At 69.4% G+C, this 14,256-nt stretch carries 13 protein-coding genes; 3 read left to right on the plus strand and 10 right to left on the minus strand.

Annotated features, from left to right (window positions below; translation table 11 throughout):
• Nucleotides 1–34: 34 nt before the first annotated feature.
• From ACN27E_RS25400 to ACN27E_RS25415, 4 genes are all read right to left on the minus strand, one after another.
• On the minus strand, nucleotides 35–1,585 hold the full coding sequence (locus tag ACN27E_RS25400) for a PGRS repeat-containing protein (protein WP_422745768.1): 1,551 nt from the start codon (nucleotides 1,583–1,585) through the stop codon (nucleotides 35–37).
• 644 nt (nucleotides 1,586–2,229) lie between these two features.
• Complete coding sequence (locus ACN27E_RS25405) at nucleotides 2,230–3,765, minus strand: PGRS repeat-containing protein (RefSeq protein ID WP_422745770.1); 1,536 nt, start codon at nucleotides 3,763–3,765, stop codon at nucleotides 2,230–2,232.
• A gap of 132 nt (nucleotides 3,766–3,897) precedes the next feature.
• A complete protein-coding gene (locus ACN27E_RS25410) occupies nucleotides 3,898–4,698 on the minus strand; it encodes a hypothetical protein (protein ID WP_422745772.1) in 801 nt (266 codons plus the stop codon).
• Nucleotides 4,699–4,877: 179 nt separating this feature from the next.
• Nucleotides 4,878–5,441: a TetR/AcrR family transcriptional regulator gene (locus ACN27E_RS25415; RefSeq protein WP_422745774.1), complete on the minus strand. Its 564-nt coding sequence runs from the start codon at nucleotides 5,439–5,441 to the stop codon at nucleotides 4,878–4,880.
• A gap of 17 nt (nucleotides 5,442–5,458) precedes the next feature.
• On the opposite strand from ACN27E_RS25415, the gene ACN27E_RS25420 reads away from it, so the two are divergent.
• Nucleotides 5,459–6,595, plus strand: a complete 1,137-nt coding sequence (locus tag ACN27E_RS25420) for an MFS transporter (protein ID WP_422745776.1) — start codon at nucleotides 5,459–5,461, stop codon at nucleotides 6,593–6,595.
• Here the strand turns inward: ACN27E_RS25420 and ACN27E_RS25425 are convergent.
• From ACN27E_RS25425 to ACN27E_RS25450, 6 genes are all read right to left on the minus strand, one after another.
• On the minus strand, nucleotides 6,592–7,410 hold the full coding sequence (locus ACN27E_RS25425; protein WP_422745777.1) for a mycofactocin-coupled SDR family oxidoreductase: 819 nt from the start codon (nucleotides 7,408–7,410) through the stop codon (nucleotides 6,592–6,594). The genes ACN27E_RS25420 and ACN27E_RS25425 overlap by 4 nt on opposite strands.
• Entirely contained in the window at nucleotides 7,410–8,246 is an 837-nt protein-coding gene (locus tag ACN27E_RS25430) for an oxidoreductase (RefSeq protein WP_422745778.1), read from the minus strand. The genes ACN27E_RS25425 and ACN27E_RS25430 overlap by 1 nt, the downstream gene beginning before the upstream one ends.
• A 1-nt stretch (nucleotide 8,247) precedes the next feature.
• Nucleotides 8,248–9,501 (minus strand): hypothetical protein, encoded by a 1,254-nt coding sequence (locus ACN27E_RS25435; protein ID WP_422745780.1) that lies wholly within the window; start codon nucleotides 9,499–9,501, stop codon nucleotides 8,248–8,250.
• Nucleotides 9,498–10,655 (minus strand): sulfotransferase family protein, encoded by a 1,158-nt coding sequence (locus ACN27E_RS25440; RefSeq protein WP_422750117.1) that lies wholly within the window; start codon nucleotides 10,653–10,655, stop codon nucleotides 9,498–9,500. The genes ACN27E_RS25435 and ACN27E_RS25440 overlap by 4 nt, the downstream gene beginning before the upstream one ends.
• Nucleotides 10,656–10,692: 37 nt before the next feature.
• Nucleotides 10,693–11,136 (minus strand): nuclear transport factor 2 family protein, encoded by a 444-nt coding sequence (locus ACN27E_RS25445; RefSeq protein WP_422745781.1) that lies wholly within the window; start codon nucleotides 11,134–11,136, stop codon nucleotides 10,693–10,695.
• Between the two features lie 61 nt (nucleotides 11,137–11,197).
• A complete protein-coding gene (locus ACN27E_RS25450) occupies nucleotides 11,198–12,709 on the minus strand; it encodes a hypothetical protein (RefSeq protein WP_422745783.1) in 1,512 nt (503 codons plus the stop codon).
• A 177-nt stretch (nucleotides 12,710–12,886) separates the two neighbouring features.
• Here ACN27E_RS25450 and ACN27E_RS25455 point away from each other — a divergent pair, with 177 nt between their 5' ends.
• Nucleotides 12,887–13,777, plus strand: coding sequence for an SDR family NAD(P)-dependent oxidoreductase (locus ACN27E_RS25455; RefSeq protein ID WP_422745785.1), 891 nt, complete (start codon nucleotides 12,887–12,889; stop codon nucleotides 13,775–13,777).
• Nucleotides 13,778–13,813: 36 nt separating this feature from the next.
• Nucleotides 13,814–14,239 carry a nitroreductase family deazaflavin-dependent oxidoreductase gene (locus tag ACN27E_RS25460; protein WP_422745786.1) on the plus strand — a complete coding sequence of 142 codons (426 nt, stop codon included), beginning with the start codon at nucleotides 13,814–13,816 and terminating at the stop codon, nucleotides 14,237–14,239.
• Nucleotides 14,240–14,256 lie beyond the last annotated feature (17 nt).

Genomic DNA, 14,256 nt, shown 5'->3' on the forward strand with positions numbered 1-14,256 from the left:
CCGACGCCCCGGTGCTCATCGCAGCAACGCAGTTCTAGCCGTTGCCGGTGTTCCCGCCGTCGACGCCGTTCGCGCCATCGGCACCTTGAGGTCCGTCGTTGCCGCGATCGCCAGGTTGTCCAGGCCGACCAAGGGCGCCCGGTAGTAGGCCTCCTGCGGATCCGCCAGAACCGCCCGCACCACCCGGACCGCCCTTGCCGCCTGTGCCGCCCTTGCCCACAGCGCCGTCGCCGCCACCGGAGCCCAGCAGGCCGCCCGCGCCGCCCTTACCAGCAGCTCCGCCGTCGCCGCCGTTTCCGCCGGCGCCACCGGCGCCACCGTCACCACCTCTGCCACCGTCGCCGTTCACGGAATTGATCCCACCGATGGTGATAATCGCGCCACCGGGCCCACCGATTCCGCCAGCGCCACCGGTCGCAAAGCTGTCGCCACCGTTGCCGCCGTTGCCGCCGTTGCCACCAGGTCCGCCGGCCCCGAACAGGCCGCCGCGGCCACCCGCACCGCCCGGTCCGCCGGCAGTACCGTTGCCGCCGGCAACCCCGGCCCCACCGTTTCCGCCGCTTCCACCGTTCCCTGCCGTGGCTGGACCCGTCGCTATCAGCGGGGTTGCGCTACCGCCTGCGCCACCATTGCCGCCCGCGGCCCCCCCGGGAGACCCATTCCCGCCTGCGCCACCGTTGCCTCCCGTGGCCGAACCCAATACTGCAACGGCGGTTCCACCTGCTGCTCCGTTGCCGCCGATGCCTAAAACTCCGACGCCGGTCCCGCTTGCGCCAGGAGTGCCGTTGCCTCCGATGACGTCCCCAGCAATCGTTACGGTCGGCAGCGTAATCAGCGAGGAAAGTCCCGGCACGCCGCCCAAGAGCGGGTTGGCCAACGTGTCAGGTCCGTCCACACCGGCGCCACCGTTGCCGCCGGCACCGCCACGGCCGAAGAGGCCGAGCAGGCCCGCGTCACCACCGTTGCCGCCCGCGCCGCCCGGGGTGCGCTCACCGACGATGCCCAGCAGCGGATCCACGCCGTTGCCGCCGTTGCCGCCGTTGCCGCCGTTGCCGAAGAAGGCGAAGATCCCGGCGTTGCCGCCTTCGCCGCCACGTGCACCGGCGCCACCGGCGCCGCCGTAGCCGCCACTGCCATAGAAGAAGCCGCCGTTGCCGCCGTTGCCGCCGGCCTGGCCGGGCAGCGCGCCAGCGGCGCCGTCACCGCCACTGCCGAAGAAGAAGCCGGCGTTGCCGCCGTCCCCGCCCGGCAGGAGGGCGTCGATGCCGTTGCCGATGAAGATGTTGACGATCGGGATCACGCCGAAGAAGTCGAGGATCGGATCCAGCGGATCAGCCGGCCGGCCTGCGCTGGAGGAAGGGCTCGCTCCGCTACCGAACAATCCGCCGCCCAGGATGCAGCCGAGGTCCAGCGCGCCGCACGACCCCTGCTGAGGCACGGCGGCCATCGGGGCCGCCTGGGCCGCGCCGGGAAGGGCGAGCAGTGCTGCGGCGGGCGCGGCAAGCAATAGACCGGCTCCGGCGACCGTTGCGCAACCGGTCTTCGCCGATCGAACGGAACGATTGGTTCTGGAGTGTTTGCCCATCGAGGTCTCCCTTTCGTTGCTGAAGCAAGGAACGCGCCGCAGCAACGTAACATGCCTTATCTCTTAAGTCGGACGAATTTCGCCGTGAGGATACGGTCCTTCGCTAACTGGTAGCTGGATCCACCCGATGTCGACATGTCCTAAGAAAGGCGATTGCGCCACGGCGGCGAATCTGGCGATTAAATAGGCGAAGTAACAGCGAGCCGCTCGTTCCGCGACGCGCTGCTCAGCGTTCTATCAGCTGACGTTCAGCTTAGGTGGTAGCTGCTTGGGTCGAGTGGTATGCGGCCGCTCGCTGCGTGACGCGCGTTTCCTTCAGTCCCAGCAAACGCACGTTCACTCGTTCGTCCATCTTCTCCTCGAGCCTGTAATCACGCGGCGATTCCCCGTCGCCTCACCGGAGCACGCGTCGGCGAGCCTGCTCGCGCCTTGACTCTTCCGGGCACTTCGGCTTGCTTCTCGCCCGTCGTGCGTGATGGTCACCAAGCGATTTTGCGCAAACGGGGCGACAACGTCTGCTGCCGCAACCCGATGCCTAATGCGGTTACCGCGCGGTCGCCGCTGCTTCAGTAGGCGACAACAATGAGCGGCCTGCGCCGCCACGGCGATGTGTCGCTCCTCAACTGGTAGTTGACGTTCAGGCTTCAGATGCCGGCGTTGCCGCCGTCGACACCGTTCTGGCCGTTCGACCCGGCGGATCCGTCGTTGCCTGCCGAGCCGGCCTTCCCGTTGTTTTCGCTCAGCGCGCCTTTCGCGGTCCCGCCGGCGCCGCCGTTGCCGCCCTTGCCGCCCGCGCCGCCGATCCCGGCCACGCCGCCCTTACCGACGACTCCGTTCACGCCCGGGGAGCCGAACACGCCCGCAGGGCCACCCTTTCCGGCGGCACCGCCATCGGCGCCGTTGCCACCGGCGCCGCCGTTTCCGCCATTCCCGCCGTTGCCACCGTTGCCGCCGCGGTTCTGCGGATGGTCGATGATGATCGCGCTGCCGCCGTCGCCGCCGTTGCCGCCGACGCCACCGACCGCCCCGTTACCGCCGTTACCGCCCGCGCCGCCTGCGCCGCCGCGTCCACCGTCACCGAAGATGCCGCCCGCGCCGCCGTTCCCGCCAGGGCCGCCCGTGGTGCCGTTCTCACCGTTGACGCCATTCCCGCCGTTACCGCCGTTGCCGCCGGTGCCGCCCTCGCCATGGCCGGTCACTGCGGCGATGGCGAAGCCGCCTGTCCCCCCGTGGCCGCCGTCGGCCCCGCCGTCGGCGCCGTTGCCGCCGTTGCCGCCGTTGCCGCCGACGGCCTTGAAGCCGGCACCCAGCACTGCTTCGCCCCCAAAGCCGCCGCGGCCGCCGAAGCCCAGGCGCCCCGTGCCCGTCCCGTCGCCACCGTTTCCGCCATTGCCTGCGGTTGCGGTGCCGGCGATGTCCAACACCGACTCCCCGAATTCGCCCAGGAGCGGCTCGCCCGGGGTGCCGCCGAGGAGGGGATTCCCGCTGCCGGAGCCGTTCACGCCGGCCCCGCCGTTACCGCCGTTGCCGCCGCTGCCGAAGAATGCGAATTGGCCTGCGTTGCCGCCGTTTCCGCCTCGACCGCCCGGGGTCTTCTCGCCGAGCAGTCCCTCGATCAGCGGGTCGTACCCGTTGCCGCCGTTGCCGCCGTTGCCGCCGTTGCCGCCACTGCCGAACAACGCGAACATGCCACCGTTGCCACCATTGCCGCCCGCCCCGCCGGCGCCGCCGTGTCCGCCACTGCCACCGCTACCCCAGAACAGGCCGGCGTTGCCGCCGTTGCCGCCGTTCTCGCCGGGGAGCAGGCCGCGGGCGCCGTCGCCGCCGCTTCCGATGAAGAAGCCGCCGTCGCCACCGTCGGTGCCGGGCAGGATTCCCGGGATGCCGTTTCCGATGAAGATGTTGAGGAGCGGGATGAATCCAGCCACGTCGAGCAGCAGGTCGATGGGGTTGCTGAACGCCGCCGCGAGCGGATTGGACGTCGAGATGCTGTTGCCGATGAAATTCGAGGCCAGACGCAGCAGGGATCGTGCGCGCCGCTCGATGTGGGCCGGCGCCGGCGCCACCGGTGCCGCATGAGCCGTACCGGGGATGGCGAGCAATGCCGCAGCAGGAGCGGACATCAACAGCCCGACACCGGTGACCGCGATCCCCGCGGTGCTCTTCGCGTTCCTGCCCATCGGGACCCCCTTCAACCGTGGCGAATGGCAGCAACGTAGCACCGCGCCGAAACCTGGTTGACGACTTTGGTTCAGCTCGGGGAAAGTGTGCGGCTGCCGCGGTCGGGTGAGTTCAGCAAATCCCGGCGCCGGTCAGGTGTTGCCGCCGTCCACCCCGTCCTGGCCGCGCCCGCCCGGGGAGCCGTCGGCGCCGCGGGCGCCTACCGTTCCGGCCTTGCCCGCCGGGGTGACCGCCCCGGCCGCGCCTCCGCTGCCGCCCGTGCCGCCGGCGGCGCCATTCCCGCCGGTTCCGCCTTTACCGACCGCACCGTCGACGCCGGCCGGCCCGAATATGCCTGGGGCGCCGCCCTTACCGGCCGCGCCGCCGTTGCCGCCGTTGCCCCCGTTGCCGCCGTCGCCGCCGTCGCCGCCGTTGCCGCCGTTGCCGCCGACGTTGTCGACGCGGTCGGCGCCGTTGACGAAGCCGCCGTCGCCGCCGCTGCCTCCGTGTCCACCGACGCCGAGGCTGTCCCCGCCGTTGCCACCGTTGCCCCCGTTGCCGCCTCGGCCACCGGAGCCGAAGACTCCACCGGCACCGCCGTGGCCGCCCGCGCCGCCCGCGGTCCCGTGTTCACCGTCGACGCCGTTGCCACCCCTGCCGCCGTCGCCGCCGTTGCCGGCGACGGCGTTGCCGCCGACGACGGCGAACATCGCCTGCGCACGGCCGCCCTTACCGCCCTTGCCGCCGTCCGCCCCGCCGAACGCGCCGTCGCCACCCCGTCCGCCGTTGCCGCCGGTGGCCTGGCCGCCCGGGGCCGCCACCGCGACTCCTCCTACGCCGCCGATGCCCCCGGCGGCCAACCGACCGGTGCCGGTTCCGTTGCCGCCGTCTCCGCCATTGCCCGCCGTGGCCGGTCCGGTGGCGGGTCCGGCGAAGGTACCGGGCAGTCCCACGACCGGAATGCCGGCGACCCCACCGAAATCCGGGTTCGCCCGGTCGGCGCCGTCGACGCCGGCACCGCCGTCACCACCGTTGCCGCCGTTGCCGAAGAGGGCGAATGGGCCTGCCGCACCGGAGGCCGGCGCCGGGCGAGGGTCGAGCCGACGAATACTTGCAGTTTCAGCAAATGCGCCTACGCGACGGCCAGGACCGTTCGGGCGAGGCGGGTGGCCCGGCCTACCGGATCCGGATCCGCCCGAACGGCGAACGCACTGAGCATCCCGTCGTAGATCAGGGCGATGTCGGCCGCCGCTGCGGCGGGATCGGCGACACCGGCCGCGGCGATCAACTCCGCCAGCCGGTCGATGACGTACCGCTTGTGGGCGACGGCGACCGCGATCCCGGGGTGCCCCGGGGGGAGCTGGTTCACGGCTGCGATGTGGGCACACCCCCGGTGCAGACCCGCCCGGTCGCGCCATTTGTCGGTCGCGGTGAACAGGGCCAGTACTCGGTCGACAGGGCTGTGGGCAGCCGCGATGGCCGATTCCCACTCCTCGCGCCAGCGGTGGTCGCGATCAGCCAGGTACGCGGCCACCAGATCGTCTTTACCGGAGAAATTCTTGTAGAGGGATCCGGTGGCCACCCCGGCCCGCTCGATCACCGCGTCCACGCCGGTGCCGGCGATGCCGTGGTCGTAGAACAGCTCGTCGGCCGCGCGCAGCAGCCGGGCACGCGCGGGTTGCCGCGGACCGGACATCGTGCCAATCTACCAAAGTGAAACGATCGTTCTACTGGATTGTGGCCGCGGGCACCCTCCTCACCGCCTGCTGCTATGGCTTCGCGCGATTCGCCTACGGGTTGTTCACACCGGTCCTGTCCGGTGCGTTCGCACTGACGCCGGCCGCGATCGGGCTGATCGGGTCGGGTAGTTACGTCGGATACTGCGTCGCTGTCATCGCCAGCACGGTGCTCACCGAACGCATCGGGGCCCGCCGGGTCGCGGTCGGCGCCGGTCTGGTCGCGACCGCCGGCATGTCGATGGTGGCGGCGGCGCCCTCGACAGCCCTGCTGGCCACCGGCGTCCTGATCGCCGGCAGCAGTACCGGCCTGGCGTCGCCGCCACTGGCCGCCGCGGTGGCCCGCTGGGTGCGCGCAGAAGTCCGGGATCGCGCCCAGACGGTGGTCAATGCCGGCACCGGAGTCGGGGTGGTCATGTCGGCGCCGATCGCGCTGATGCTGTTCGGTCAGTGGCGACTGGCCTGGGCGGTCATGGCCGCGATCACCGCCGCGGTGACGGTCATGGTGGCCTGGGTCATTCCGGCGCCCACCGAGACGCCCGGGCGTTCCCTGCCGCATGTCGCGTCGCGGCCCGGCACCGTGGGCCTGGTCGCGGCGTCGGTATTGACCGGGTTCGGCAGTGCCGCGGTGTGGACGTTCGGCCGCGAACTGGCCGACGGCCTGGGGGAGACCACCTCCGTCGTGGCGTGGACGCTGCTCGGCGGGGCAGGGATCGCCGGGGCGTTCGGTGGCGATCTGGTGACGCGAATCGGATTGGCGCCGGCGTGGCGGATCACCAGCCTGGCGATGGCGGGCGCGACGTTGATCTACGGGTTGTGCGCCGATGTGGCGATTGCCGTGCTGCTCGCGGCGGCCGCATTCGGAGCTGCGTACATCACCGCGACGGGATTGGTCCTGGTGTGGGCCACCCGGGTCTTTGCCGACAGTGTCTCGTTCGGCGTCGCCCTGTCGTTCTTCGGGATCGCGGCGGGGCAGGCGCTCGGCGCTCCCGCGGTGGGGGTGCTTGCCGAAGCCGTCGGCCTGGCCACGGCGTTCGTCATCGCGGCGGCCGCCGGGGTGACGGCCATGGCCTTACGACCGGCGCGCAATCCGGAGGCCGAACGCGCCCGTTAGTTCCGGAGCAGGAAGCCCGCGTCCAGCGGCCACGACGTACCGGTGATGAACCGCCCGGCGTCGGAGACCAGCCAGGCCACCGCCCTGGCCACCTGTGCGGGTTCCAGCAGCGCGATGGGTAACGCGTTCTGCTGGGCCATCAGCCATGGATCCTCCGCGGCGGCCAGTGCCATCGTCGTCTCGTTGATGATCATGTCGGTGGCCACCCCGCTCGGATGGATCGTGTTGACCCGGATGTCATGCGGGGCGAGCTGGGTCGCCCAGGCCTGCATGAGCGCCACCAGACCCCGCTTGGACGCCGCGTAGGCCTGAATCCCGGGCCGGTCGGTGCCCGAGGCCTTGATGCCCTGCGTCGAGCTGGTCAGCACGATGGAACCGCCGCGCCCACCCTCGAGCAGGGCCGGGATGGCGGCGTCGACGGTGTTCCACGCGCCGATCAGGTTGACTTCGACGATGTCGCGGAACGTCTGGGCGCGCTGCTCGGTGTCGGTGACGCGAATGACGCCGGCGTTGGCGACCACGATGTCCAGCCGGCCGAACATCCGGACTCCCTCGTCGACGACGGCCTGCAGCGCCTCAGGATCTCGGACGTCCACCGGTCGCGCCAGGATTCGGCGGCCCGCGGCCTGCACGAGCCGGACCGTCTCCTCGAGGTCGTCCCCGGTGGCTCCGCGATACCCGGTGGCCGCGACGTCGGCACAGAGATCGACCGCGATGATGTCCGCCCCTTCGCCGGCGAGCGTGACGGCATGGGCCCTGCCCTGGCCGCGGGCGGCTCCGGTGATGAAGGCGACCTGACCGTCCAGAGCCGGCATCACTGGCCCTTCGGGAAGTTGACGTCCTTGGTGACCGATTCCCATTGGTCGATCGACGCCGAGAACGCGGCCAGTTTGTCGCGGACGGCCTTGAGCACGTCGCGGCCGAGCAGCAGCCGCAGTGGCGGCTCGTCGAGGGTGGTCACCATCAGAACGGCGTCCGCGACCTTGCGGGGATCACCGGGCAGGTGGTTGGCGAACTCCTTGATCATCGTCTTGCGGGCACCGACGTTCGCGTCGTATTCGCCGATGGGCGTGGCTGATTCCCACATCGACCGGGATGCCCAGTCGGTCCGAAAGGCGCCGGGCTCGATGGCGGTGACCTTGACGCCGAACGGCGCGACCTCCTGGGCCAGCGCCTCGGTCAGGGCCTCCAGGGCGAATTTGGTGGACGAGTAGTAGGCGTTGGGCGGGTTGGCCACCAGACCGGTCATCGACGAGATGTTGACGATGTGGCCGGATTGCCGGGCCCGCATCTCGGGCAACACCGCCTTGATCAGGTCGACCACGCCGAAGTAGTTCGTGTCGAACAACTTTCGCACCTGGTCGTCCTCGCCCTCCTCGACGGCCGACAGATATCCGTTTCCGGCGTTGTTCACCAGCACGTCGATACCGCCGAAGGTGTCGTGGGCCGCGCGCACCGCATCGGCGATCTGGGTCTTGTCCGTGACGTCGAGCGCGACGGGCAGGGCGCGGTCGCCGAATGCCTCGCCGAAGTCGGACACCGTCTCGACGCGCCGCGCCGTCACCGCCACCGAGTGGCCGGCTTCGAGTGCGGCGCGGGTGATCTCCCGCCCGATGCCGGTGGAGCATCCGGTGATCAGCCAGCGCGCCATGTCAGTTCGTCCCTTCGGGAAGGCGGCGCAGATAGGCCGCGCGGCGGTCGGACAACGCGGTGGCGCGCTCCTGCGCCGACACCCGCTGCAGACCCGGCACCTCGTCGTCGAGATCGTCGAGCGGCACCACCCGGCCCCGCGCGCCGAGATCCTCCCGGGGCCCGGCCGCACCGAACTCGGCCATCCGCAGGGTCAGAATGCCCTCGCGCAGACCATCGGAGTCGATCCAGTTCGCCACTCCGGGGTCGGTGGGGGAGATGACGTAGGTGTAGGTCCCGTCCTCGTTCGGTACCGATTGCGCCTTGTTGAGGCTGCCGGTGCGGTCCACGATGTCCAGCGTGGTCCCCCAGATGTTGCTCAGCGGAACGGTGAAGTACTCCGCGCCGCCGTCGCTCACCTCCACCACGAACGCCTCACCGGGTTGAAGATCGAACCGGCCCATGACGTAGACCTGGTTGCGCATCGCTCCGACCCGGTCGGCCGACCATGCGAGGTCGAAGCGGTTGGCAGCCATCTTGTACACCCCGTGGCTGAGCTTGCCGGTGAAATTCGCGAAGTGCGCCATCATCGCCGCGGTGGCGTCGGCCTGTTCGTCGAGAGTGCGTGCGGGCCGGGACGGTTCTGCGCCCAGACGGTGCACCGCAAGGTGGTTCGGGTCGTCGCGATCCCAGTTGAGCAGCACGTCGCGGATGTAGAACTCGTGCGCCTCCGGCGTCGTCTGCACATGGTTGGGCCGTCCGCCGGCAGGGTCGGAGTCGACGGTGATGGTGAACGAACCGTCCGCAGCGACCTCCATGGTGCGGCCGTTGAGCACCGCGACGGTGCCCATGTTGGCGTCCCATAGCGTGAAGTAGTTCTCCGTCATGCGATTCGGGCCGACCCGGCCCCGAATCTCGTACCGTTCGTCGCCGGAGATCGGGATCACCCGGTAGACGCTGTCCGGATTGTCGATCCCCCAGCGCGATCCCGGGATCCGGCGCCCGTCGAGCGGGTGGCCCAGCCGGGTGATGCAGCTGACCTTCGGTCGCTGCGGGTCCTGATTCGACGACCACACCGCGGCGGAGAACATGACCTCGGCGAACGCGTCGTCGAAGCGTTCCCGCATGGCCTCCGACGCCTTCGCGCGGCTCAGCCAATTCTCCGCGACGCGGGCATAGGCCGCCCGGACCGTCGGATGTTCGATGAGGTCGAGAGCGGCCAGTTCCTGTGCGTGCTGTTCGGCGGTGGCGACGGGATCTTCGGTGAAGTCGGTCATGATGATCTCCTGGTGCTGGCATGGGCACGGAAACGTGTGTTGTAGTCGGCAAACCGGGTGTCGATTCGCTCGTCGGTCAACCCGAACTCGGCAGCGGAGTAGGGCGGACGAGCCGGTACCCGGGGGCGCTCGGCCAGCCAGCGCCCCATCGCGGCTCCGGCCTCGGCGGTCAGTGACATGCCGATCGCGTCGTACACCCTGGCTGCCTGTCCGATCGGATCGGCGACGGCGTCGGCGAATTCGATGTCGGTACAGCGGGCCTGTTCATCGGCCCAGGTATCGCGGACGCGCATCGCCCGGTCGTTGGTCCAGCCCATCCGCTCCAGCCATTCGGCGCCGATCCGGTGCCTGTCCACCCCGTCGGCATGCATGGCGTGCAGGGTGGCGTTCAAGCTCGCGCCGGACGGGATCGTCTCGCGCGGATCGCGGTGCATGTGCACGATGTGCAGGCCGGGGAACCGGGCTCGCAGGGTGTCCAGGTACCCCAGGTGGGCAGGGGATTTCAGGACCCAGCGTTGGGCCGTGTGCCCGGCCTGCCGCTTCTGCCACTGCAGGAACTGCAACATCCGGTGCAGGTACGTATAGGCCGGACCGAAATCCTGTTCGTCGATCCACGACCGGTAGCGGGGGACGTGTGCGCCGGACTCCGGCACGTGCGAGAGGAACGCATCGGCGAGGAAGACGATCTCCTCCTCCGGTTCACGTGCGTGCATCGGATGGATCGAGAACAACTCGGGCGCGAGCTCACGCGACATCGCCTCGCGCTTCTCGCTGACCGCGATGCGCGGATCCTCCGCCCCGGACCAGTCGTGGTCGAGCCGGGGTGCGGCCTCGACCACCTCCCAGCCGTAGGCACAGTGAAACCGGCTGTCGGCGGCCAGGATCCGCTGTATCAGGGTGGTGCCGCTGCGCATCATGCCGACCACCACGACCGGGTCCTCGATGACCTCCTCGGTGATTTCCGGGTGCCGCCTGATCCACTCCTGGGTCCGCAGCCGCATCCGCAGGCTGTGCACCAGACCCGAGCGCAGGATGTGGGCTCCGACGTCGTTCAGTCCGGCCTCGCCATAGCTCTCCGCGAGCACGTCCAGCGGTTCTTCGAACGGCAGCGGGCCCCAGTCGGACAGCCCTTCCTTCTGCTGCGCAGCAGCCATCAGCGACGCCGCGGTGAAGGAGTGCGGCACCTGAGGTTCAGAACTTCAGATGGTGGCTGGTGTCGCCGATCTGGTCGACGAACATGATCCGGGTGTCGAACCACCACGCACCGTCCAGGCGGTGAAAGGTATCGCGGTAGTGGCCGGTGACGATGACCTGCAACGGCAGCTCAGGGGTGGCCTGGGTGACGCAGTAGTACGCGTTGCCGCTGGCCGTTCCCGCCGACTCGTTCACCTCGAGCCGTACGTTGGTGGTGAAGTGCTTGGTCTTCGGTGTGCCGTCATCGTAGATACGGGTCGCCATGTCGTACATCTGGCGAACCCGGGTGGTGCCTTCGAACACCGTCTCGGGCGGGCCGTCCGCCATCCCGCAGATCCGTCCATGGGCGAACAGCGCCGCGACACCGTCGAGATCGCCGGCATCGATGCGCTCGGCGTAGGTGTACACCAGATTCTCGATCTCTCGGGCGGCGTCGCTCATTGGCGGTAGACAACCAGTCCGGAAGTGTCATGTCAACGGTTTGAGCAGTGCCGGCGGGCGACTATGCGGAAATGCCGCCGGGCCTCCCGATCTTCGTCTCGACGACTTCGAACCGGGAGCCGGAGCCGGCGTCGCTACGCGGTGAGTCGAAGTAGATGTCGGAGACGACGACCGTGGTGTTGCCGATGGTGATCTCCATGTCGCCGTAGTAGCGGATGACCGGAGTCCGGGCGAACACCGTCACCTCGTTGCCCGGCTCGATGAAGAACTTCATCGCTTCGGAGAAGGTGTGTGAATCGGTCCACTGCCGGCCGTACTCCGCGTTGAACTCGGCTTTGGCGAGCTTGAGGACGTCCAGCGCGACCTTCGCCGAGAGCTTGATGTTGGACGTGACGGTCGCGACATCGGACACCGTCACGGTCTTCTCGATCTTGTTGCCGGTGCTGTTGGCCAGGGTGGTGCCCGTCGGATGCAGCTCCGAGAAGGCGTTCTCGTCGGTGGTCTTCGGGATGAAGCGGCACGTCGCGTTGCCGTTCGCACACAGTGCGTTGATGGCCTTGACCTGTGCATCCTGCCGGTCTTTGGGCACCGCGATCGACGTGCCGGTCTCGTCGAGCAAGGACACCTGATCACTCCACTCGTCCCAGGTGTCCCGGGCGGTGCAGGGGCCTCCGCTGCAGCGGACGGCGAACCCCGGAGCTTCACTTCCACCCGCGAGGATCGCGTTGTTGCGCAGGGTGACGGTGTATTCACGCGTCGAATCGCTCTGGCGGTAGGTGAGGGTCGCGGTATTGCTGTCGAACCAGAATCGGGAGAGTTCGAAATGCTGGCTCCCACCCGGCGGAAGTGCCGATGTGGTGCTCGGCCCCGATCCGCGGATCTCGTAGGACTGGGAGGTGAGGACGACCTCGTGGGCCGAAAGGTTGGTCACGGTGAAGCCTCGGGTGAGATCCGTCCGCCACGGCGGGTTACCGGAGGTCTTGGCGGCAGTGGCGGTGCCAGTGGCGAAGAAGATGTTGTCGGCGGCGGGGATCGGGTCCTCGATCCCGGTGTCCCCGGTGGCCCCGGTGTGGTGGGTGTCCTGGTCGTCGCCCGCATCGACGGGGTCGGTCGAATCGTCGGTGCGGCGCGCCGATCCGAGAACCGTCCACAACGCCGACCCCACGGCCGGCGCCTGCGGGTTGTCGCCGGTGTCCACGCCGCTCATGGCTGCGGGGTCGGACAGGGCGGTGGAAATCGACGTGGCGTCGGCGTCGCGTTCGGCTACGCGGGTCTGCGTGCGCGCATCGGCGATGCGCTTGGCTGAGACGCCGTCGCCGTTCTTCGTCCCCGCGTCGGACCGGGCGGCGGGTCGGTCCGGGCTACTCGCGCCTGCTCCGCGTGCCTCGCCGGCCTCGACGCCGACCCGACGTGGGGTCGACGTACTCGCCGGTCCGGTGCTGTGACCGGAACGCACGCCCTGTTCGCCTCCCGAGGTGTCGGCCGAGGCGACCGCCTGCCCGGCCATCGCAGCAAGCCCGATACCCGCCGCCACCACGATTCCGCCCACACCGATCCTGCGCCCGTCGACCATCGAAAGTGCCCGTCCCGTCCGTGAATTGGGTGGAATGTCGAGATGCGGCGGAAGCCCGGTCCGCCATGACCGGACGGATATTAACGCGCTCGCAGCCACCGGTGGGCAAGCGGTCAGCGAAGTCTTGGTGGCGGAGGCATGACACCGAGAAGTCGGCTACCTGGCTAACCTCACGGGGTGACTCAACCTTGGTCAGTATCTCGGCTCGGCGACATGACCGGCCAGCGCATCATCGTGACCGGTGCCACCAACGGTGTCGGCCTGGCGACCGCGACCGCACTTGCGCGCGCGGGCGCCGACGTCATCCTGGCGGTCCGCAACCTCGAACTCGGCGCTCAGCGCGCGGCGGAGATGGGTGGCCATACGTCGGTGGTCAAACTCGACCTGGCCGACCTGTCGTCGGTGCGCGCCTTCCCGAGCCTGTTCGACGGCGACGTGGACGTCCTGATCAACAACGCCGGGCTGGTCGCCCAGCGGCACAGCGATACCGTCGACGGTTTCGAGATGACGTTGGGCACGAACTTCCTCGGCCCCTTCGCATTGACCAACCTGCTCTTCGACCGGGTGCGGTCCAAGATCATCAACGTCGGATCAGATGCGCACAAGCAGGCGACGATCGCGTTCGACGATCCGCATCTGCGATCGAGGAAGTGGTCGGCGTTCCCGGCGTATGCCCGTTCCAAGCTGGCGGTGATGCTATGGGGGCTCGAACTCGACCGCCGGTTGCGTGCGGCCGGTTCACCGGTGAGCGCCTATCTCACCCATCCCGGCTACGTGGCGTCCAACCTGGCGAACGTATCGGACACCCGCGTCATGACCGCCTTCCACGCGGTGGTCACGGCGGCGGCCAACGTCATCGGAAACGACATCGAGGCCGGAGCGGCCCCGACGCTGTACTGCCTCACCGAGCCGATCCCCCCGGGCAGCTATGTGGGCATCGACGGGCGGTTCGGGTTCAAGGGGGGACCGGCGCTGAGCGGCCGGACCGCGAACGCGTGCGACTACGACAACGCCCGCACCCTGTGGCAGTTCGCCGAGCGTGAGACCGGAACCTCGCTGCCCGTCTAGGGAATAGCCTGCGGTCCCGCGCCGTTGCGCACGTGCATGACCGAGCAACCGGAACTGAGCCCCACCGACTGGGTTCGCGAGCAGACCGAGCGCATCCTGGCCCAGGGAACCACCGACGGTGTCGAGGTGTTCGACCGACCGGTCGTGCTTTTCACCACCCTCGGCGCCCAGTCCGGCAAGAAGCGGTACGTGCCGCTGATGCGGGTCGAGGAGAACGGCCGCTACGCGATGGTGGCCTCCAAGGGTGGTGACCCCAGGCACCCGAGCTGGTACTTCAATGTGAAGGCCAATCCGGCCGTCACCGTCCAGGACGGTGAGAAGACCTTCGAGGGCACCGCCCGAGAGATCGAGGGCACCGAGCGGGAGCACTGGTGGAAGCTCGCGGTGCAGGCGTACCCGCCCTATGCGGAGTACCAGACCAAGACGGATCGGCAGATCCCGGTCTTCATCGTCGAGCCCTAGAGTCGAGCCCTTGCCGC

Origin of the sequence: Mycobacterium sp. WMMD1722 (genome assembly GCF_049315205.1) — a bacterium.
In the GTDB taxonomy this organism is placed as follows: domain Bacteria; phylum Actinomycetota; class Actinomycetes; order Mycobacteriales; family Mycobacteriaceae; genus Mycobacterium.